The organism is Maribacter taeanensis (assembly GCF_047345145.1).
Lineage (GTDB): Bacteria > Bacteroidota > Bacteroidia > Flavobacteriales > Flavobacteriaceae > Maribacter_C.
The window spans coordinates 298,924-319,776 of the sequence record NZ_JBLFER010000001.1 but is presented as its reverse complement, the minus strand read 5'-3'; the positions used below and the strand labels follow the sequence as shown (position 1 = coordinate 319,776).

The following is a 20,853-nucleotide window of genomic DNA, read 5'->3' as shown; positions in this document are numbered from 1 at the left end:
AAATTGAGAACAGTAAATTATAAGAAAAGAATATATTTGAACAGGAATTTATCAAACATAAATTAACAATTTCGTTATGCCTGAAAACACGAATAATCCGAATAAAAAAACTTGGCTCAAAGTAGCTCAAAATTCTGATTTCCCAATTCAAAATATCCCATTCGGGGTGTTTTTAACAAGAGACGATATAATTACAATCGGTACTAGAATCGGTGATTTCGCAATAGATTTAGGAGCTCTTCATCAGTTGGGTTATTTTGAAGGCATCCCCTTAACAGATGATATTTTTCTTCAAGACACTTTAAATGATTTTATATCCGACGGAAAAAAAACATGGCGCGCAGTGCGTAACCGCATTAGTGAAATCTTCGATATAAGCAATTCTAAACTTCAAAATAATGAAGAACATAAAAAGGTAATCCTTTTTTCTATGGACGAAGTAGAAATGCAGCTACCCGTTCAAATTGGCGATTATACTGATTTTTATTCGAGTAGAGAACACGCTACCAATGTCGGAACAATGTTTCGCGACCCTGAAAATGCACTTATGCCCAATTGGTTGCATATCCCCGTTGGGTATCATGGTAGGAGTTCTACGATTATACCTAGCGGAACACCAATACGACGTCCGTTAGGGCAAACTATGCCCAAAGGTGCTGAAAAACCAGTTTTTGGGCCATCAAGATTGGTAGATTTTGAACTTGAAATGGCCTTTATTACGACAGATGCGAATGTACTTGGTGAGCCAATTCCAATCGATGAGGCTGAAGATTATATTTTTGGAATGGTACTTTTTAATGACTGGAGTGCGAGAGATATTCAAAAGTGGGAATACGTTCCTTTAGGTCCTTTTCTTGCAAAGAACTTTGCATCATCCATTTCTGCATGGATTGTTACTATGGATGCGTTAGAGCCTTTCCGTGTGGAGAGTCCGAAACAAGATATTGAACCTTTTCCTTACTTGAAGCAAAATGGAAAACAAAGTTTTGACATTCACCTTGAAGTAGCTATTCAACCCGAAAACGGGCGTCCAACAAGCATTACTAAATCCAATTTTAAATATATGTATTGGACTATGGCACAGCAACTTGCTCACCATACTATCAATGGTTGCATCGTAAATAGTGGTGACATGATGGGAAGCGGAACTATCTCAGGTCCAACCCCAGACTCTTACGGGTCCATGTTAGAACTCTCCTGGCAGGGAACAAAGTCTGTTCCTCTTTCAGACGGACAAAGCAGAAAATTTATTGAAGATAATGACACCGTTATTTTAACGGGATATTGCGAAAAAGATGGCATACACATCGGTTTTGGGGAGGTTAAAACAAAGCTACTTCCGGCAATACCTTTTGAAAAATAAATCATCTTTTAAACCTTATTTTATCGAGTTCATACGATTGTTTATCGTTTTGCGTTAGCAATGGATACACCTTTGGCACGGCTGTTGAATTAACAGTACCAAACCATAAATATATCGTTATGAAAAAAATTACACTATTCGTATCAATTTTGGTTATTCTCGCCTCCTGTGGAGGCGTTAAAAAAACGCAAAAAGCTCTAAATTCAGGGGACTATTCCAATGCCTTAAATAATGCACTGCAAAAATTAGCGGAAAATAAGACCAAGAAAGGAAATCAACCCTACATTTTGCTATTAGAAGATGCTTTTAAGAAAAATAAAGAGCGTGAGTTAAAGTATATTGCGTTTTTAGAAAGAGATGGCAACGAAGCAAGTTATGAACCTATTTATAAAACCTACGTAAGTCTTCGTGATATTCAAGAAAGAATAAGACCTCTCTTACCTCTTCGAATTATTGAGGAAAATAGAGATGCGGAATTTTCTTTTGATAATTATGAAAACGATATTATAGATTATAAAGAAGATCTATCTGAATACTTATTTGATAATGCTGAACATCTACTAGCGAGTGCTACCAGTAAACAAGACTATAGAAAAGCGTATAATGATTTTAAGTATTTAGAACAAATCAATCCTGGGTTTGAAGATACAAGACAGAAAATAGAAGATGCCTACGAAAAAGGTATCGACTACGTCGAAGTGCAGATGTTGAATAATTCTAATCAGATCATACCAAGTAGGTTGTCTGATGAGCTTTTAAATTTCAACACATATGGTCTTGACGAACTATGGACCAAATATCACAATAATCCATTGCCTAATATTACATATGACTATGGAATGAAAGTCTCTATAGAGCAGATAGATATTTCTCCTGAACAAATTAGTGAGAAAGAAATCATCAAAGAGAAACAAGTAAAAGATGGTTATAAATATGCCGTAGACACCAATGGAAATGTGGTAAGAGATAGCCTTGGCAATAAGATCAAAGTAGACAAGTTCAAAACAGTTCGATGCACCTTTCGACAGTTTACGCAGTTTAAATCAGTAAGAGTTGCAGGAAACGTAGTTTATACGGATTTAGATACAAAACAGCAGTTGAATACATATCCGCTTGCCAGTGAATTCATTTTTGAGCATATATATGCCAATAGCAATGGAGATAAAAGAGCCCTTGATGATGATCTAATTTTGTTATTAGATAGAGCTGTTGTTCCATTTCCTAGCAATGAACAAATGGTTTACGATGCCGGTGAAGATTTAAAATCAAGAATAAAATCGATCTTGAGCAGACATCGATTCAACTAAATAAAACGAGATTCCTATAAGCGCCTTTGTAATGGTAACGATACTATTATATGGGCGTTTTTTATATAAACTGATCTAAATTTACTTCAGCAATAGCCCCATGGGAAGCATGTGAAACCACCGTCCCATTTTTAATGACTAGCAACTGAGGAGACTGGTGCATAACTTGAAATCGATACCCCGTTTCATTTGAAACATCTCTAAAGGCATGTAAATCTAAATAGTATAAATCAGCCTGATTTTCTGTTAGTTCATAGCTACTTTTAAACATATTGATAACCATTCTACTAATTCCGCAGGTGGTTGAATGTTTGAAAATAAATTGAGGTTTGGAGATTGATTTTTTCTCAATTTCTTCCAACTGTTCAAGCGATGTTAAAGCAATCCATGGAATAGTTTTCTCTTCCTTCTTCTCTTTATTCCCTTTGCCTCCGAACAAACCGCCAAAAACTCCCATAATTCTAATTTCTATTAATTACCTTGAATAAGTCGCAGTGATTACAAATACTTACAACTGCCGAAATGTCTTGATTTTATTGAGGTTAAGCGACATTTTGTCGCTACCATTATATTGGTAAGGTTGTTGACCTATACGTATCAAAAGTAAACATTCCCAAAAAAAATATAGATAATGAACTTACATAATTATACAATAAAATCACAAGAAGCCCTTCAGCAAGCACAGCTACTTGCACGAGAAATGGGGCATCAACAGATTGAAAACGAACATCTTTTCAAAGCCATTTCTGAAGTAGATGAAAATGTGTTGCCTTTTCTATTAAAAAAGCTCAACATTCATATTAATCTTCTGAAACAGATACTTGAAAAAGAGTTGGAAAATTTCCCTAAGGTCTCAGGTGGAGAACTTATGATTTCTCGCGAAGCAAACAAAACGCTAAACGAGGCCAGTATCATTGCAAAAAAAATGGAAGACGAATTCGTATCCATAGAACACCTGATATTAGCAATTTTAAAATCAAAAAGTAAGATTGCTCAAATTCTAAAGGATCAAGGAGCAACGGAAAAAGATATAAAAGCCGCAATTGAAGAACTTCGAAAAGGTGGGAAGGTAACTTCTCAAAGTGCTGAAGAAACCTATAATTCTTTAGACAAGTATGCAAATAATCTCAACGCCCTTGCGGATAATGGAAAACTAGATCCTGTAATTGGAAGAGATGAAGAGATTAGACGTATTCTTCAAATTTTATCGAGGAGAACAAAGAACAATCCGATTTTAGTTGGGGAGCCTGGAACTGGAAAAACAGCCATCGCTGAGGGCTTAGCGCACCGTATTATACAAGGTGATGTACCCGAAAATTTAAAAGACAAGATAATTTATTCTTTGGATATGGGAGCTTTAATTGCTGGCGCTAAATACAAAGGTGAATTTGAAGAACGTTTAAAATCTGTGATTAAAGAAGTTACCTCGTCCGATGGAGACATCGTACTTTTTATTGATGAAATTCATACGTTGGTTGGTGCAGGAGGCGGACAGGGAGCGATGGATGCAGCTAACATTCTAAAGCCAGCACTAGCAAGAGGGGAATTAAGAGCAATAGGTGCTACAACTTTAGATGAATATCAAAAGTATTTTGAGCAGGATAAAGCACTTGAACGAAGATTCCAAAAAGTAACAGTTAATGAACCGGATACCGAAAGTGCAATTTCCATTCTTCGTGGAATAAAAGAAAAATATGAGACGCATCATAAAGTGCGCATTAAAGACGAAGCCGTAATTGCTGCGGTAGAACTTTCTCAACGCTATATTACAAGTCGTTTCCTGCCAGATAAAGCAATTGACTTAATGGATGAAGCTGCCTCTAAACTTCGCATGGAGATCAACTCTAAACCTGAAGAATTAGATGTTTTAGATCGAAAGATAATGCAGCTTGAGATTGAGATAGAAGCTATAAAACGCGAAGATGACAAGGCTAAACTGAAGTCTTTGAATGTAGACTTAGCAAATTTCAAAGAAGAGCGGAATGACATTTTCGCTAAGTGGGAAAGTGAAAAAATTGTAGTCGACAATATTCAAAAAACAAAACAGGATATTGAAAACTTCAAGCAGGAGGCCGAGCGCGCTGAACGTAATGGTGATTATGGCCAAGTAGCAGAACTTCGATATGGAAAAATCAAAGATGCCCAAGAAAACTTGCAGCGTCTACAACAAGAGTTACAAGAGCAACAGGAAATTGGAACATTAATAAAGGAGGAAGTAACCAACGAGGATATCGCAGAGGTTGTTGCCAAATGGACTGGGATTCCAGTAACTAAAATGCTCCAAAGTGAACGTGAAAAGTTATTGCAACTTGAAGATGTATTGCACAAACGAGTTGTGGGTCAAGAAGAAGCTATCGCCGCAGTTTCCGATGCTATACGAAGAAGCAGAGCTGGTTTGCAGGATACCAAAAAACCTATTGGCTCTTTCCTTTTCTTGGGAACTACGGGAGTTGGTAAAACAGAGTTAGCCAAAACCCTCGCATCCTATCTATTTGATGATGAGAATGCAATGACTCGAATAGATATGAGTGAATATCAAGAAAGTCATTCAGTTAGTCGATTAGTAGGAGCACCTCCAGGTTATGTAGGTTATGATGAAGGTGGACAACTTACCGAAGCAGTCCGCCGTCGCCCCTACTCGGTTATTTTATTAGATGAGATAGAAAAGGCGCATCCGGATACTTTTAATGTTTTGCTTCAAGTTTTAGACGAGGGAAGGTTAACTGATAATAAAGGACGAGTTGCTGATTTCAAAAATGCAGTTATTATTATGACTAGTAATATTGGAAGTCATATCATTCAAGACAAATTCGAAAATACTGAGCACATAGAAAAGGCTACAGAAGAAGCTAGAGTTGAAGTTTTAGATTTGCTAAAGCGATCTGTACGCCCAGAGTTTTTGAATAGAATTGACGATATCATTGTGTTTACACCATTGAATAAAGAGCATATAGCTAAAATTGTTCAGCTTCAGCTAGATCAATTGAAAAGAATGGTTGCAAAACAGCATATTACCATTGATGCTACAGACGATGCCATAAGCTATCTTGCCAAAAGAGGGTTTAACCCCCAGTACGGTGCAAGGCCAATAAAGAGAGTTATTCAAAAAGAGGTTTTAAATAGTTTATCAAAAGAATTACTAAGTGGCACTATTAAAGCAGATAGCATTGTTCTAATAGATTCGTTCGACGATAGATTAGTTTTTAGAAACCAAAATGAATTGGTGAAATAAAATAGTTTAAGTAATTTCAAAGTATCCTTGAGGTAATTCAAATTCAAGGATACTTTTTTATAAATATATATACCATACAGTATATAGTTTTTTTATATTCGTATAAAATTGCTTACAATTTATGTCGACTAAAGCCGAAAGAACCACCGCCTTCATTATTGAGACTGTTGCTCCAGTTTTTAATAAGCATGGTTATATCGGCACGAGCATGAGCGATCTTACTGAGGCAACTGGGCTTACTAAAGGGGCACTTTATGGTAATTTTGAAAACAAAGAGGCACTTGCACTTTCTGCCTTTCAATACAATAGTAATAAGTTATTAGGTAAAATCGATGAAAGATTAAGTGAAGGGGGCACAGCAATGGATAAGATATTTTCATTGACTAACTTTTATCGTAATTATGATATTTTTACCATGGATATGGGTGGGTGTCCTATACTCAATACTGGAGTAGACGCTCAACATAACAATCCACTATTAAGTGCGGCAGCAAAAGAAACTATCAAAACCATTGAGGGTAAAATAGCTTTAGTTTTTGAAAATGGGGTAAATGCAGCTGAGCTTCGACTACCTGTAACTCCACTTCAATTTGCTAAGCAATTGTATACAATGCTTCAAGGTGCGGTTGCCATGTCAACAATGACACGTGATCGAAAGTATTTGATTAACACGGTAGCTTATTTGGAGCAATTGATTAAAAATGAAATTAAAAAGTAGATTTGTATTCTAAAATACCCAAAACGCCTGACTTGAATTCAAGTCAGGCGTTTTTAGTTTAGTTCTTTTTTTTAAATCAAAGTCTACTTTCCAACAACTCTAAATATCCAAGTTTTGCCGTTGTACTTTCCATTATAGTTGCTGTCTCGAGCTCTTCGCGCCTCACTAATAGTATTGTAACGCTCTAAATATGCATAGTTGTATTTGTTAAGACTTCTGTAGAAAGACTTAGGCTGCATACCTTTATTCGTAAGGTCTCGCATAAAAGCATCAAAATACTTCTTTGTGCCAAAAACATTAGCAATTAAATAAAATCCTGGTTCCAAACCATCTTCCGATGCTACTTCTTCATATTTCTCACCAGCCTGCGGTTTTACAACTTCTGGCTCCGCCTCTATTTCTTTCACTTTCTCCGCTTCTGTAACAGCAACCTCTTCCAGTTTTTGCGTCTTAGCGATGGAATCTAATCGCCGATCCTCTTTCATCTTTAGGGCAGCTGCGAGAGCTTCTGTTTTTTTAGTCTCGCGAATAGAATCTAATCTTCGCTCTTGTTCAATTCTTTGGACCTTTGCAATTGCCTCCGAATCTTTTTGTTTTTTAAGTGCTTCTAACCTTTGCTCCTCTTTTAGCTTAAGTTCAGCTGCAATTGCCTCTGATTTTTTGGCTTCTTGTATGGAATCTAACTTACGCTGCTTCTCCATTCTTTCAGTCTCTGCTAAGACTTCTGCATCCTCATCCTCTTTAATTTTTTCAAGCCTTTTTTGCTCTTTTAATTCTGCAGCCGCTATTTCTTCTTTTATCTTAACAGCTTCAGCTTCTTTTTTAACTTGTTCTTCTTCTTGCTTCTTAAGCAATGCTAAGACTTCTTTTTCTCTCTTGACATCAGCAATAGAATCTTTTCGCTTCTGCTTTTCAAGTGCTCTTTGTTCGGCAACAAGTCTTTTAGCCTCTTTGCGATCTTCTTTTGTTTCTTCTTTATCTGTTTGCTCCTGATCTTTTAGTTCTTCATTATTAACCACTTCTTCAGTAGGGTTTTCAAGATCAAGGCCTTCCTTTAGTTTCTCATCTTCATTTTCTTGATCCTTCAATTCTTCAACTTGCGCATTCTCCAATTCATCACCCAACAAAACTACTTGTTGATTTTTATCAATAATTCCACTTGCCACTAATGGTCTTCTTTGTTCAGGTCTTCCGAGAAAATAGGAAGCTATGAGTTCAAAAGAGGGGTCCTTTGAGTTTAAAGATCCGCTTGTTCCAAATTCTACCAGAGCACCGAGTGAGAATCTATTAAAAACGGTTCCTCCCGCACCTATAGAAATTCCATAGAAGTTATTATACCCTGATTGAATCCAATATTTTTGAGTACTAAACAAAGTATTTAAACCTATTTGATTTTCTTGCTCAGGAATTGTCCGCAAATAAATAGAAGGTCTAATAAAGGCCGTTGAATCTGATACAATCACTGGAAAGTCATAAGATGCCATCCCCATAAAAATCTTATCGGCGGTAGCTGTATTACTTTCCTTATCTGTGAAATTGTAATCAAACAAATTTTCAGAAGCTAAACTCATTGAAAAATTTTCCACCTGCAAATTAAATCCGGGTGCTATTTGTAAAATAAAATCATTTGTAGGTATTGATTGCGGAATCCCTGGAATCGGGTTAATTGGAAAACGCGTATCGGCAAGTTCTTGTACAAATCCAAAAACATTAGCACCCACAGAAAGTTTAATAAGACGATTAAACTCAAATTGATAAGCGTAGTTAAGAGCGCCCCCAGTGTTGAAGTAAATACCTGTATTATGCTGAAAAAATCCTAGTGCTCCTGCAGAATTATCATTTATGCTTCTTGAATAGTTTAAGAATAACGTTGTAGGATCTGCATCAACATTCTGCCATTGCCATCTTGTCCAAAAAGAAACGGATTGCGGATTGTTTCTATCTATTGAGAATGCAGGGTTAAAGAGACTGGCATTATATTGATTTAAGGTATGCTGCCTCATGTCTGCAGGAAGGGAAACCTCTTGTGAATGACCTACAAAAAAAAGTAAAAAAAGGACTACTAGAGCAGCTGGTTTGAACATATGCAAAAAAACAAAAAACCGCTAGTTTTACATACTATTTTCCGGTATTTTTAGTTAAAAGAGAAGAAAAGTTTTCAACAATTCGATCAACCAACAATGACACAGCTAAAAGTAGTACTCGTTTTTTTTATTCTAACTGGATTTTTAAGTTGCAAGGAAGACCCTAAGGTTATCGTGGCGGAACCTATTAACACTGGAATTTCAACTTTCTATTTTATCCGCCATGCGGAAAAAGATAGATCAAATCCAGAGAATGCCGATCCTGAGTTAACTCAACGAGGAATGGGCAGAGCAATGCACTGGGCAGAAATTTTACGAGACGTCGAGCTTGACGCCATTTATAGCACAGACTATAATAGAACTTCGATGACTGCAGCTCCTATTTCTGTAAAGCAGGATGTAGATGTGGAATACTATGATCTTAGAATACTTGACATTGAGCAATTTAAAGCGGATAATTTAAATAGAACAGTTCTGGTAGTAGGCCATAGCAACACCACCCCTGATTTTGTAAACTCTATTATGGGTGAAGATAAATATTCATCAATGTCAGACGATGACAACGGAAGTTTATTTATTGTTCAGATGGCAAATGGTGCTGTAACTTCTCAGCGGCTGAATTTTAGTTGCAATTGCCCAAAGTAACTTTCACATTTTCCAATTCAATTTTCGAAAGCGGTTTTAATCTATCATTATTGAACAAGCTATCAACTTGTAAGACGGAAGCACCTTCGTCCATTGGCTTCATATTATTGTAGTCTACGAACCGAATTCCGTTTACATATCTTTCGTTGTATGCTTCTCGAAAACGCATTCCTCCTCCATTTACATGAAAATCGTAGGCTAGGTAATCTGCTTTAAATGTACTTTTATTGAAAAAATAGACATAGGTATCATCAAAGTCGTCTCCTCCTCCTTCTTGATCAAAAGTAACTTTCAATTTATAATAAAGAGTCCCTTTAATCTCAGTTTCTCCTAAAAGCTCTTTATGAACCGCTGGGTCATTCAAACCATAGGGAATTTTAGAAAAGTAATGCACAGAGTTAACAGAATTACCATATTTAGTTACTAATGAATCTTGAAGCGTAACTAAGGTGTCATTCTGATGACGAGTAAATCCATAGGGAGATAGAACATCTAACAAATTAATTGTATCGTTCTTTTGAATTCTTTTCAAGGTTTTTCGCTTCCCTTTCATCTCTGAAATATAATCCCTATCCCTGAAATTGAAAGAGATTGTGCTATTTTCATAAAGAGTGACTCCCCCACTTACCTCAATACTTTTATCAATAATTTCCTGGGCGGAAAGAGCTTTTTTAGATTCATCTTTGCAAGACAAAGCAATTAATGTAAGTAAAACAAATGTGACTTTTTTCATTGGTAAATTATTTAGATAATTCCTTGAAAAGGAAATACCATTTTACATCAGTACGCAAAAGTGACACAATCTTACAAAAGATAGAAGTCAAAAACCTATTTTTGTCTCATGATTCAGAAAAACGTCAATATTAAAAACAAAAAAGCCCGTTTCGAGTATGAGTTACTCGACAAGTATACGGCAGGGATTGTTTTGGGCGGAACTGAAATCAAATCAATTCGCGAGAGTAAAGCTTCTATTTCAGAAAGTTTTTGTGAATTCAATGACCGTGGCGAACTTTTTATTATCAACATGAATATTGACCAATACTCGCACGGTTCGCACTACAACCATTTACCTAAGGCACAGCGAAAATTACTGCTGAACAAGCGTGAATTAAAAAAACTTCAGAAAGAAGTCAATCAATCAGGACTTACCATCGTTCCTTTAAATCTATTTCTTAATGAAAGAGGTTTAGCCAAAATCAACATCGCTTTGGCAAAAGGAAAAAAACTCTACGATAAACGGGAAGTAATGAAAGACCGCGATAACAAAAGAGATTTGGCTCGTATTAAAAAAGGGTTTAATAACTAGGTTTCCCTCAATCCATAAAGGGATGCCAAATAATACCCTCTATAAGTTGCCTAAAAAAGAAGTCCCTTTTAGGGGATTTTGGGGTAAATTCAATTCTTATTCTCCAACAAGGGTACAAAACGAAAAGAGCCGAATTCTTTCTTTTCAAATTTCGAAGCGGATTTACGAATAAACAGGGTCATGATTTGTTCATCGACTCCCACAGGAATAACCAACCTACCTCCTACTTTCAACTGCGACATTAAAGGTTTCGGAACTTCTGGAGCACCGGCGGTGACAATGATTCCATCAAATGGAGCCTCCTCAGGCAGGCCTTTATACCCATCACCAAAAATGACTTTTTTGGGGCGATAACCCAATTTCTTGAAAAATAGATTTGTCTTTTTAAAGAGCTCCCGCTGTCTTTCTATGGAAAATACTTTCGCCTTCAATTGCAACAAAACAGCCGTTTGATATCCGCTACCTGTTCCTATTTCTAAAATTTTGTGGTTAGGCTTTAATTCTAACAACTCCGTTTGAAAAGCTACGGTGTAGGGTTGCGAAATTGTTTGATCGGCACCAATAGGGAAAGCCTTGTCTTGATAGGCATGCGCTTCAAAACTACTATCCATAAACAAGTGCCTTGGAATGGTTCGAATAGCATCTAAAACTTGGGTGTTCGTAATGCCTTTTCCTATCAGCACATCAGCCAGTTTATTTCGCATTCCACGATGTTTGAGGGTATCTTTCAAGGGTTTGATTTTGGTGACACGAAGTTAAAAAAGTTTAGGCGATAATCGCGATTAAAAATGTACCAAGCCTCACTAGAAATTTAAATTACCCTTCAGAAACTGTTTCATTCAAATTGAATTGGAGCTTGCTTTTCAAAGTCAGACGCACTGATTGCATTTCCGTTTATCCTTGTAGTATCCCAATCTTGTATGATTTTCCACACACCATCTATCCTTTTTAAAACAATATGAAACTGCCCATAAATCGTATTTTCCCCTCCGGGATTTGTCAATTGCATCCTGTAAAATCCAACTTCATAGGAAGTATCGGAATTGGTATGCCTGCTATCAAACCAAAAATCCAATTGAATATTGGCTTGACTACTCTTATTATTCTCGAAGCGTTTTAAGTTTGCTTCTTTGAATTTGTTTTCAGTGTCTATTCCATTTGGAGTTACACGCAAAACTTGTTTTCCGTATAAAGCATTCAATGCAGGTCCGTCAATATTTTCAAAGGCTGCTTTGAAAGGTTTCCAAAGCGTTTCATTGATTTCTTTTTGTATCGATTGCGCATCTTGGGCGGAAACAAAAGCAATCGAAAAAAACAAAACTAATAACGTGAACTTGCGCATATTTCTAAGGTTTAATAGTTCAACAATCTTACGGAAAATATTCCGAATTATTTCACTGGCTTAATCCATTTCTCAGGGACATAATTGAACAAATCTCCCTATTTTTGAAGTGAATTACCTCTGGGCATGCCTATGAGACATTAGAAAAGAAAAGAAAATAAAGTATTGTTGCGAGGCAAGTCGCGGAGCAACTTACCTGACAGCAGTCAGGTTTTTAATCTCGATTATCGAGTAAAAATTAAACTTATGCTCAAAGTTGGTGTTTTGGGAGCCGGACATTTAGGAAAAATCCATTTACGTCTTCTCAACGAATCGGAAAAATATGAATTGATTGGTTTTTATGACCCCGATGCCATTAACGCCAAGAAGGTATCTGAGGAATTTGGCTACTCCTATTTTGAAAACATCAATACACTTATTGATGCCGTAGATGTGGTTGACATTGTTACCCCTACCCTTTCCCATTTTGATTGTGCCAAAAAAGCGATTGAAAAAGGAAGACATATTTTCATCGAAAAGCCTATTACCAATACCTTGGAAGAAGCTGAAAATTTACTTTCCCTTGAAAAAGAATACAAGGTAAAAGGCCAAGTTGGTCATGTTGAGCGATTCAATCCTGCATTTACTGCGGTAAAAGACAAAATAGAAAACCCCATGTTCATTGAAACGCATCGATTGGCGGAGTTCAATCCTCGTGGTACGGATGTTCCAGTAGTTTTAGATTTAATGATTCATGATATTGATGCGATTCTGAGTGTTGTGAATTCTGAAGTGAAAAATATCAATGCGAGCGGAGTTTCCGTAATTAGTAATTCCCCAGATATTGCCAATGCAAGAATTGAGTTTGAAAGTGGCTGTGTTGCTAATTTAACGGCAAGCAGAATTTCCTTAAAAAATATGCGGAAATCACGATTTTTTCAAAAGGATGCCTATATCTCCGTGGACTTTTTAGAAAAGAAAGTAGAAGTTGTAAAGATGAAGGATGCGCCGGAAAACCCTGGGGATTTTGATATGATTCTTCAAAATGCAGAAGGGATTAAAAAGCAAATCTATTTTGAAAATCCCGATATCGAAACAAATAATGCTATTGCAGATGAGCTGGAAACCTTTGCTGATGCGATTGTAAATGATTCAGTTCCTGTAGTTAGTTTAAAACAAGGGACGCAGGCTTTGAAAGTGGCTTTGCAGATTATTGATTGTTTCAAGAGTTAGACCAGTAAGATTAAGAGATTCCCGCCTTCGCGGGAATGACAATAAAAGTAATTATTGATGAAAAATATAGCAGTCATCGGAGCAGGAACCATGGGGAACGGAATAGCCCACGTGTTTGCCCAAAATGGATATCAGGTTAATCTAATTGATATCTCACAAGCCTCCTTAGATAAAGGCATGGCAACTATCGGTAAAAACTTAGACCGCATGGTGGCTAAAGAACGAATTTCTGAAAGTGATAAGAAAGTTACTTTGAATAATATCAGCACTTTTGATTCCGTTTCCAAAGGTGTTTCAGATGTTGATTTAGTAGTTGAAGCAGCTACTGAAAATCTAGATTTAAAACTAAAAATTTTTAAGGAACTGGATGAAGTTTGCTCTGACAAAACAATTTTGGCAACGAATACTTCTTCTATTTCAATTACTCAAATTGCAGCTGTGACCAATCGACCAGAAAAAGTCATCGGAATGCACTTTATGAATCCTGTGCCGATTATGAAGTTGGTTGAAATCATTAGAGGGTATAGTACTTCTGATGAAACGACTAAAATCATTATGGAACTTTCCTCTAAACTAGGTAAAACACCTACTGAGGTAAATGATTATCCGGGCTTCGTGGCGAATCGAATTTTGATGCCGATGATTAATGAGGCTATTGAAACTTTATACAACGGCGTTGCGGGAGTTCAAGAAATTGATACTGTAATGAAACTAGGCATGGCGCACCCAATGGGACCTCTGCAACTAGCCGACTTTATTGGACTCGACGTTTGCTTGTCCATCTTAAATGTAATGCACGACGGGTTCAAAAATCCGAAGTATGCGCCTTGCCCACTTCTTGTTAATATGGTCATGGCTGGAAAATTGGGTTCAAAATCGGGAGAAGGGTTCTATGATTACGCGGAATCAAGAAAAGCCGAAACGGTATCTAAACAATTTAGCTAAATGGCAATTATCAAACCATTTAAAGCCATTAGGTCCGCCAAGGATAAAGTCGCTCTTGTTGCTTCTCGCTCGTACCAAGAATATTCCCGAAGGGAATTAAATTCAGTTTTAGACTTTAATCCTTTTTCGTTCTTACATATTATTAATCCTGGATATAAATATGCCAAAAATGTCACGGGTCAAGAACGATTTAAACTAGTTCATAATCGATATCTAGAATTTTTAGAGGATGATGTTTTGTTAAAAGATTCTGAAGATGCCCTCTATATATACCAAATGAAAAAAGGGCGAGGAACGTTTACAGGAATCTTCTGCGGCACTAGTGTTCAAGAATATCGTGACGGAAAAATTAAAAAGCATGAAAATACATTACAGAGAAGAGAGAAGCTTTTTGCCAGTTATCTAGAAACTGTTCAATTTAATGCTGAACCTGTACTTATGACTTATGCAGATAATACTACTATTGCTGCGGTTTTGAAGGATGAAATGGGTTCTGATCCCGAATATCTATTTACAACAAAAGATAAAATTACACACCGCCTTTGGGTAATTTCAGATACAAAGGCGATAAATACAATTCAAAAAGAATTCAGTAAAATTGATTCCCTTTACATTGCTGATGGTCATCATAGAAGTGCCTCTTCAAATCTATTGGCTGAGAATGCTGAAAAGAAGAATCCAAAACATACTGGAAAAGAGCCGTATAACTATTTTATGAGCTATTTACTTCCGGAATCTGAAATCCGCATTTACGAATTCAATCGCATGGTAAAAGATTTGAACGGATTGAGCAAGGAGGAATTTTTAATACGTTTGGATGAATACTATCGTATTGAAAACCAAGGAAGTATAGACTACAAGCCCAGCAATAAACATCATTTCAGCATGTACCTTGAAGGAGAATTCTATTCCTTATACCTTCGTAAAAAAGTATACAAATTCACAGATGCTCTAAGCAAACTAGATACACAAATACTTTTTAAAACAATTCTTGAACCTATTCTAGGTATTCACGATTTACGAAAAGATAAGCGTATTCAATACGGCTCTGGGAAGCATAATATTATCAAAATGAAAGACGAAATAGACAAGGGCAAATTTGCTGTGGGTTTTGGATTAGTTCCCATAACTATTTCCGAAATTAAAGCCATTGCTGATGCAGGATTGGTTATGCCACCAAAGAGCACCTATATCGAGCCAAAATTAAGAAGTGGTTTGGCGATATACGACTTGTAAGATGGAACACGAACAGTTTATCGAATTGTACGAAAGGGCTTTAGCCAGTCAAAATTGGGGCAATGTTGAACCTTTGATTGCCGAAAATGCAACCGTGACTTTTTCAAACGGGAACCTTTTTAAAGGAAAGATAGAATTACAAGGTGCTTTTGAGAAAAATTTCTCCGCTATTAAAAATGAAAAATATGCAATGCAGAACATTCATTGGGTATTAAAGAAACCGACGATGGCCGTCTATACCTTTGATTTTAATTGGACAGGTATTATAAACGGTGAAAAAATGCAAGGAGTCGGAAGAGGAACTTCAGTGATAATTAATCAAAATGGAATTTGGAAATTGATATCAGAACACCTTGGGCCATTTCCAAAAAAATTAAAAAGTAGTATCTAAATGTCAATTAAAGAAAATCTCAATACCATAAAAGAAACTTTACCCCCGCAGGTAACACTTGTTGCGGTTTCCAAAACCAAACCCATATCTGATTTACAGGAAGCATATGACGCTGGGCAACGGGTATTTGGAGAGAATAAAATTCAAGAGATGACCCAGAAATGGGAAGTTATGCCCAAAGATATCCAGTGGCATATGATTGGGCATGTGCAACGAAATAAAGTCAAGTACATGGCGGAATTCGTTTCCTTAATCCATGGCGTTGATTCCTTTAAATTGCTCAAAGAAATTAATAAGCAAGCCATAAAACACAATCGTGTTATTGATTGTCTTTTGCAAATGCATATCGCCGAAGAAGATACCAAATTCGGATTGGATGAAACTGAATTAAATGAAATTATTACTTCCGAAGAATTCCGTCAGCTGGAAAATATCAAGATTGTCGGACTTATGGGAATGGCTACTTTTACTGACTATCAAGAGCAAATCCGAAGAGAGTTCAAACAATTGAAATCCCTTTATACTTCCCTTGAAAAGGAAATTGAAACGCTAAGTATTCTCTCGATGGGCATGAGTGGCGACTACCAATTGGCAATCGAAGAAGGTAGCAACATGGTGCGCATAGGAAGTAGTATCTTTGGAGCGAGAAATTATAAGTAAGACCGAGTTGGTCTTGAAAACATCTGAATACCCTACATGTACGCAGTACTAGATATTGAAACCACCGGAGGAAAATACAATGAGGAAGGCATAACGGAAATTGCAATCCATAAATATGACGGACACGAAGTGGTAGATACCTTTATCTCTTTGGTCAATCCAGAGAAAGACATTCAGCCTTTTGTAGTTAAACTAACAGGCATCAATAATAAGATGTTGCGTACTGCTCCCAAATTTCATGAAGTAGCGAAACGCATTGTTGAAATTACCGAAGGTTCTGTTCTTATCGCCCATAATGCCCAATTTGATTATCGAATTCTAAGAACTGAATTTAGACGATTGGGTTACAACTTCGAACGCAAAACCCTTTGCACTGTTGAGTTATCGCAGAAATTACTACCAGATGCGGAATCCTATAGTTTAGGGAAGTTAGTCCGTTCTCTTGGCATTGCAGTAAGTGACCGCCATCGCGCGAATGGTGATGCGCTTGCTACTTTAAAACTCTTCCGATTATTACTTAGTAAGGACTTAGACAAGTCCATAATCAAAACGGTTGTACGTGCAGAAACTTTGGGAGAATTATCAACACGTCAGTTAGATATTGTTGACGAACTTCCGTCGGAAACAGGGGTTTACTATATGCATAATAAAGATGGTGAGATTATTTTCTTAGGAAAAAGCAATAACATCAAAAAAAGAGTAAATCAACACTTTACTAAAAGTGGGGATAAAGCAAGAAAACTCCAAAAGGAAACCAAAAAAGTAACTTTTGAAAAAACGGGAAGCGAGTTAATTGCCCTATTAAAGGAGAATGAAGAGTTAAAGCGAAACAGACCTAAATACAATCATAAGGTAAAACCGAAATTATTTTCCCATGGATTGTATCAAACAGCTTCAGAAGAAGGATATACAGAATTCTACACGGCGGCCATAAATGCAAAAGGAAGCACAGGTTTAGTAACGACATTCACTAGCAATGCCGGTGCAAAAAATCAACTCTATAAGATTAGCAAGGATTTTAATTTATGTGACAAGTTAAACGGACTCTCCGATGCCAAAAGCAATTGCTCCAAATATAAGGATGGTGACTGCAAAGGAGCTTGTATTCAAAAAGAAGAAGTTGACGCTTATAATGAGCGAGCACTCGAGGCTATAAAGACCTTTTCCTTGTCAGGAAAAAACTGTATTCTTACAGATAAAGGTCGGGAAATAGGGCAGTATAGCGCTATTCTTATTCAGAATGGAGAATTCAAAGGCATGGGGTATTACGATTTAAATCATCAAATAAATAATATTCATATCTTAGAATCGATTATCACTCCCATGAAAAGTGATGCTAATACTACCCATATCATTGAATCATACCTACGAAAACGTCGTGTAAAGAAAATTATCGACATCTAAAGTATACCCTTTGAAAACCAGGAAACCAAACCAAGGCTGGAAAAGCAAAATTCATGAAATCATCTATGAGGCAGATACGCCCTTGGGCAAGTGGTTTGATATTGCGCTTTTCGTTTTAATCATTCTCAGTCTTATTCTGGTAATGCTTGAAAGTGTTAAGGAAATTGACTCAAAATACCATGATGTATTATTAAGTCTAGAGTGGGTCATTACGATTTTCTTTACTATAGAATACATAGCACGTATCGTAAGTATAAAAAAACCATTCAAGTATATCTTTAGCTTTTATGGTATTATCGATTTGATATCAACTATACCGCTGTACATATCTTATATTTTCGCTGGGTCTCAGGTTTTATTGGCTGTTCGCGCACTTCGATTACTGCGTGTTTTTAGAATCTTAAAGTTGGTTCAGTTTTTAGGCGAAGCCTCTCAACTTACGAGAGCATTAAAAGCAAGTAGAGCGAAAATCGCGGTTTTTATTTACGCGGTTTTGATTTTATCTGTAATTATGGGAACCATCATGTACCTCGTTGAGGATGATGCCGCAGGTTTTACAAGCATCCCAAGGAGTATCTATTGGGCGATTGTAACCTTAACTACAGTAGGTTACGGAGATATCGCACCACAAACTAGTTTAGGGCAACTTATAGCGACTATCGTAATGATATTAGGTTACGGAATAATTGCTGTACCCACAGGAATCGTTACTTCTGAATTCACAAAACAAGGGAATGCGGAAGATGACAAAATCCATTTAAACACGCAGTCCTGCCCAACATGTTCTTGCGAAGGTCATCGCGATGAAGCTTCACATTGTTTTAATTGTGGAAGTGAACTGTGATGGGAAAGATTCTGATTTCCGTCGTCGGACCTACAGCTATAGGAAAAACCAAATTAGCGCTTACTTTAGCGCAACATTTTAATACGGATATTCTTTCCGCAGATTCCCGACAGTTTTTTAAGGAAATGAGAATAGGTACTGCTGTGCCTTCAGAGGAAGAACTTCAAACTGCAACCCATCATTTCATTCAACATAAAAGTATTCATGAAGCATATTCTGTAGGAAATTTTGAAAGGGATGCTATAAAATTGCTGGAAACTTTATTTATAGAAAAAGGCGTTGTAGTTCTGGTTGGTGGCAGTGGATTATATGTTGATGCCGTCACAAAAGGTTTGGATAATTTTCCTAAAATAGATCCTGCTATAAGAATGAGGTTAAACATACAATTACAAGAGCATGGAATAAATCATCTACAGGAACAACTCAAAAAATTAGACCCATCCTATTACAATCAAGTAGATTTAGAAAATCCGCATCGGTTAATTCGTGCACTGGAAGTTTGTATTGGTTCAGGAAAGCCCTACTCCTCTTTTGTAAATCAGGATAAACCAAAAAGACCTTTTGATATTCTTACTGTTGGAATTTCTGCGGATAGAGAACTTATTTATGGCCGCATCAATCGAAGAGTAGACCTAATGCTAGAAGAAGGACTTCTAGAGGAAGCGAAATCCGTGTACAAGCATAAAGAACTCAATGCTCTTCAAACGGTAGGTTACAAGGAACTTTTTAAATATTTTGATGGTGAATGGGAACTTGATTTTGCCGTTTCAGAAATCAAAAAAAACACCCGTAGATTTGCAAAACGCCAATTGACTTGGTTCAGAAAAAATGAAGAAACCCTATGGGTTAATTTTGATGAAAACAGTACTAAAATCATTGAAAAAATAGAACGTAAGATACAAAATGAGTAAAGCCCCGATTTTTTATGTCATGGGAGTTTCCGGTTGCGGAAAGAGCACTATCGGAAAGCTATTGGCCCAAGAATTTGATATTCCCTTTTTTGATGGAGATGATTACCATCCGGAAGCCAATGTTAAAAAAATGGCGGCTGGCAATCCATTAAACGACGATGACCGACAAGGTTGGCTTGAGCGGTTAAACACTTTATCCATAGAACATAAAGACAGAGGTCTTGTAATTGCCTGCTCTGCTTTAAAAAAAGCGTACAGAGAAATACTTCGAGAGCATGTAACAAGTCAGGTAGCGTTTATTTATTTGAGTGGAACCTTCGAAGAAATATCAGAAAGACTACTACAACGAAAGAGTCATTTTATGCCAGCAGGCTTATTGCAATCGCAATTCGATGCTTTAGAAGTTCCTTCAGATGCTATAACCGTTTCTATTCTACAAAATCCGGAGACTATAGTAACTGAAGTTATTGGAATCTATAAAACAAAAAAGCCCTGACATTAGATGTCAAGGCTCTATAAATATTGTTCAAACTTTTATTCCGTTTCAGTCTTTACAACCAATCTGAATCCTTCACCGTGAATGTTTAGAATTTCTACCGTATCGTCGACTTTAAGATATTTTCTAAGTTTGGCGATATAAACATCCATGCTTCTTGAAGTGAAGTAGTTATCATCTCTCCAAATTTTGGTAAGTGCCAATTCTCTAGGCATCAAATCATTTTCATGCAAAGCCAAAAGACGAAGTAATTCGTTCTCTTTAGGCGAAAGTTTGATAGCATCAGTGTCCTTATATTTCAAAAAACGAAGTTTTGAATTCAAATGAAAACCACCAATTTGGAACTCAAATTTTCGGCTATCAGCCAACGTGTTAGAGGCCTTTCTAAGTAAAATTGCTTTTAGTTTCATTAACAAAACCTCAGAATCAAAAGGTTTGTTCAAATAATCATCAGCACCAGCCTTATATCCTTTCAAGACATCTTCCTTCATCGTTTTAGCAGTAAGAAACACGATAGGTACATTCTCGTTCTTCTCACGAATCTCTTTAGCTAAAGTAAAGCCATCTTTATATGGCATCATCACATCAAGAATACAAATATCATAATTGTCTTTCTTGAATTTCTCAAAACCCTCCATTCCATTCTTTGCCAAAGTCACATCGAAATCATTCATTGACAAATAATCCTTCAGTACGATACCAAAGTTTGGGTCATCTTCAACTAAAAGAATCTTCTTGTTTATCGTTTCCATAAAAT

Annotated in this window: 21 protein-coding genes; 15 read left to right on the top strand and 6 right to left on the bottom strand. The window is 36.6% G+C overall.

Annotated elements, in window-relative coordinates; all coding sequences use genetic code 11:
* Nucleotides 1–76: 76 nt before the first annotated feature.
* Both fahA and ACKWCD_RS01330 read left to right on the top strand, forming a co-directional pair.
* Nucleotides 77–1,363 (top strand): fumarylacetoacetase, encoded by a 1,287-nt coding sequence (gene fahA, locus ACKWCD_RS01335; RefSeq protein WP_413982120.1) that lies wholly within the window; start codon nt 77–79, stop codon nt 1,361–1,363.
* Nucleotides 1,364–1,482: 119 nt separating this feature from the next.
* Nucleotides 1,483–2,670 carry a hypothetical protein gene (locus tag ACKWCD_RS01330; protein ID WP_413982119.1) on the top strand — a complete coding sequence of 396 codons (1,188 nt, stop codon included), beginning with the start codon at nt 1,483–1,485 and terminating at the stop codon, nt 2,668–2,670.
* A gap of 61 nt (nt 2,671–2,731) precedes the next feature.
* On the opposite strand, the gene ytxJ is transcribed toward ACKWCD_RS01330, so the two are convergent.
* Entirely contained in the window at nt 2,732–3,127 is a 396-nt protein-coding gene (ytxJ, locus tag ACKWCD_RS01325) for a bacillithiol system redox-active protein YtxJ (protein WP_413982118.1), read from the bottom strand.
* Nucleotides 3,128–3,301: 174 nt separating this feature from the next.
* Between ytxJ and clpB the strand changes: the two genes are divergently transcribed.
* Nucleotides 3,302–5,902: an ATP-dependent chaperone ClpB gene (clpB, locus tag ACKWCD_RS01320; protein ID WP_413982117.1), complete on the top strand. Its 2,601-nt coding sequence runs from the start codon at nt 3,302–3,304 to the stop codon at nt 5,900–5,902.
* 121 nt (nt 5,903–6,023) lie between these two features.
* Nucleotides 6,024–6,620: a TetR/AcrR family transcriptional regulator gene (locus tag ACKWCD_RS01315; protein ID WP_413982116.1), complete on the top strand. Its 597-nt coding sequence runs from the start codon at nt 6,024–6,026 to the stop codon at nt 6,618–6,620.
* Nucleotides 6,621–6,703: 83 nt separating this feature from the next.
* On the opposite strand, the gene ACKWCD_RS01310 is transcribed toward ACKWCD_RS01315, so the two are convergent.
* Complete coding sequence (locus ACKWCD_RS01310) at nt 6,704–8,704, bottom strand: PorP/SprF family type IX secretion system membrane protein (RefSeq protein ID WP_413982115.1); 2,001 nt, start codon at nt 8,702–8,704, stop codon at nt 6,704–6,706.
* Between the two features lie 96 nt (nt 8,705–8,800).
* On the opposite strand from ACKWCD_RS01310, the gene ACKWCD_RS01305 reads away from it, so the two are divergent.
* On the top strand, nt 8,801–9,349 hold the full coding sequence (locus ACKWCD_RS01305; RefSeq protein WP_413982114.1) for a SixA phosphatase family protein: 549 nt from the start codon (nt 8,801–8,803) through the stop codon (nt 9,347–9,349).
* On the opposite strand, the gene ACKWCD_RS01300 is transcribed toward ACKWCD_RS01305, so the two are convergent.
* Nucleotides 9,327–10,082: a DUF6503 family protein gene (locus tag ACKWCD_RS01300; protein WP_413982113.1), complete on the bottom strand. Its 756-nt coding sequence runs from the start codon at nt 10,080–10,082 to the stop codon at nt 9,327–9,329. The genes ACKWCD_RS01305 and ACKWCD_RS01300 overlap by 23 nt on opposite strands.
* 111 nt (nt 10,083–10,193) lie before the next feature.
* On the opposite strand from ACKWCD_RS01300, the gene smpB reads away from it, so the two are divergent.
* Entirely contained in the window at nt 10,194–10,655 is a 462-nt protein-coding gene (smpB, locus tag ACKWCD_RS01295; protein ID WP_413983000.1) for an SsrA-binding protein SmpB, read from the top strand.
* Between the two features lie 89 nt (nt 10,656–10,744).
* Here the strand turns inward: smpB and ACKWCD_RS01290 are convergent, their stop codons facing one another.
* Entirely contained in the window at nt 10,745–11,386 is a 642-nt protein-coding gene (locus ACKWCD_RS01290) for a protein-L-isoaspartate(D-aspartate) O-methyltransferase (protein WP_413982112.1), read from the bottom strand.
* Between the two features lie 104 nt (nt 11,387–11,490).
* A complete protein-coding gene (locus tag ACKWCD_RS01285; protein WP_413982111.1) occupies nt 11,491–11,997 on the bottom strand; it encodes a nuclear transport factor 2 family protein in 507 nt (168 codons plus the stop codon).
* Between the two features lie 246 nt (nt 11,998–12,243).
* On the opposite strand from ACKWCD_RS01285, the gene ACKWCD_RS01280 reads away from it, so the two are divergent.
* Genes ACKWCD_RS01280 through ACKWCD_RS01240 form a run of 9 tightly spaced genes read left to right on the top strand, consistent with a single transcriptional unit; the run spans nt 12,244 to nt 20,096 of the window.
* Nucleotides 12,244–13,209 carry a Gfo/Idh/MocA family oxidoreductase gene (locus tag ACKWCD_RS01280; RefSeq protein ID WP_413982110.1) on the top strand — a complete coding sequence of 322 codons (966 nt, stop codon included), beginning with the start codon at nt 12,244–12,246 and terminating at the stop codon, nt 13,207–13,209.
* A 57-nt stretch (nt 13,210–13,266) separates the two neighbouring features.
* The gene (locus ACKWCD_RS01275) at nt 13,267–14,154 is read left to right on the top strand and encodes a 3-hydroxyacyl-CoA dehydrogenase family protein (RefSeq protein ID WP_413982109.1); all 888 of its coding nucleotides are present in this window, start codon (nt 13,267–13,269) and stop codon (nt 14,152–14,154) included.
* Nucleotides 14,155–15,390 carry a DUF1015 domain-containing protein gene (locus ACKWCD_RS01270; protein WP_413982108.1) on the top strand — a complete coding sequence of 412 codons (1,236 nt, stop codon included), beginning with the start codon at nt 14,155–14,157 and terminating at the stop codon, nt 15,388–15,390.
* 1 nt (nt 15,391) lies between these two features.
* Complete coding sequence (locus ACKWCD_RS01265; protein ID WP_413982107.1) at nt 15,392–15,781, top strand: nuclear transport factor 2 family protein; 390 nt, start codon at nt 15,392–15,394, stop codon at nt 15,779–15,781.
* Nucleotides 15,782–16,441, top strand: a complete 660-nt coding sequence (locus ACKWCD_RS01260) for a YggS family pyridoxal phosphate-dependent enzyme (protein WP_413982106.1) — start codon at nt 15,782–15,784, stop codon at nt 16,439–16,441. It begins immediately after the preceding gene.
* A gap of 36 nt (nt 16,442–16,477) precedes the next feature.
* Nucleotides 16,478–17,845 (top strand): exonuclease domain-containing protein, encoded by a 1,368-nt coding sequence (locus ACKWCD_RS01255; RefSeq protein ID WP_413982105.1) that lies wholly within the window; start codon nt 16,478–16,480, stop codon nt 17,843–17,845.
* A gap of 10 nt (nt 17,846–17,855) precedes the next feature.
* Nucleotides 17,856–18,689: an ion transporter gene (locus tag ACKWCD_RS01250; RefSeq protein WP_413982104.1), complete on the top strand. Its 834-nt coding sequence runs from the start codon at nt 17,856–17,858 to the stop codon at nt 18,687–18,689.
* The gene (miaA, locus tag ACKWCD_RS01245) at nt 18,689–19,600 is read left to right on the top strand and encodes a tRNA (adenosine(37)-N6)-dimethylallyltransferase MiaA (RefSeq protein WP_413982103.1); all 912 of its coding nucleotides are present in this window, start codon (nt 18,689–18,691) and stop codon (nt 19,598–19,600) included. The genes ACKWCD_RS01250 and miaA overlap by 1 nt, the downstream gene beginning before the upstream one ends.
* A complete protein-coding gene (locus ACKWCD_RS01240) occupies nt 19,593–20,096 on the top strand; it encodes a gluconokinase (RefSeq protein WP_413982102.1) in 504 nt (167 codons plus the stop codon). The genes miaA and ACKWCD_RS01240 overlap by 8 nt, the downstream gene beginning before the upstream one ends.
* A 38-nt stretch (nt 20,097–20,134) precedes the next feature.
* Here the strand turns inward: ACKWCD_RS01240 and ACKWCD_RS01235 are convergent, their stop codons facing one another.
* Entirely contained in the window at nt 20,135–20,848 is a 714-nt protein-coding gene (locus tag ACKWCD_RS01235; protein ID WP_413982101.1) for a response regulator transcription factor, read from the bottom strand.
* Between the last annotated feature and the right edge of the window lie 5 nt (nt 20,849–20,853).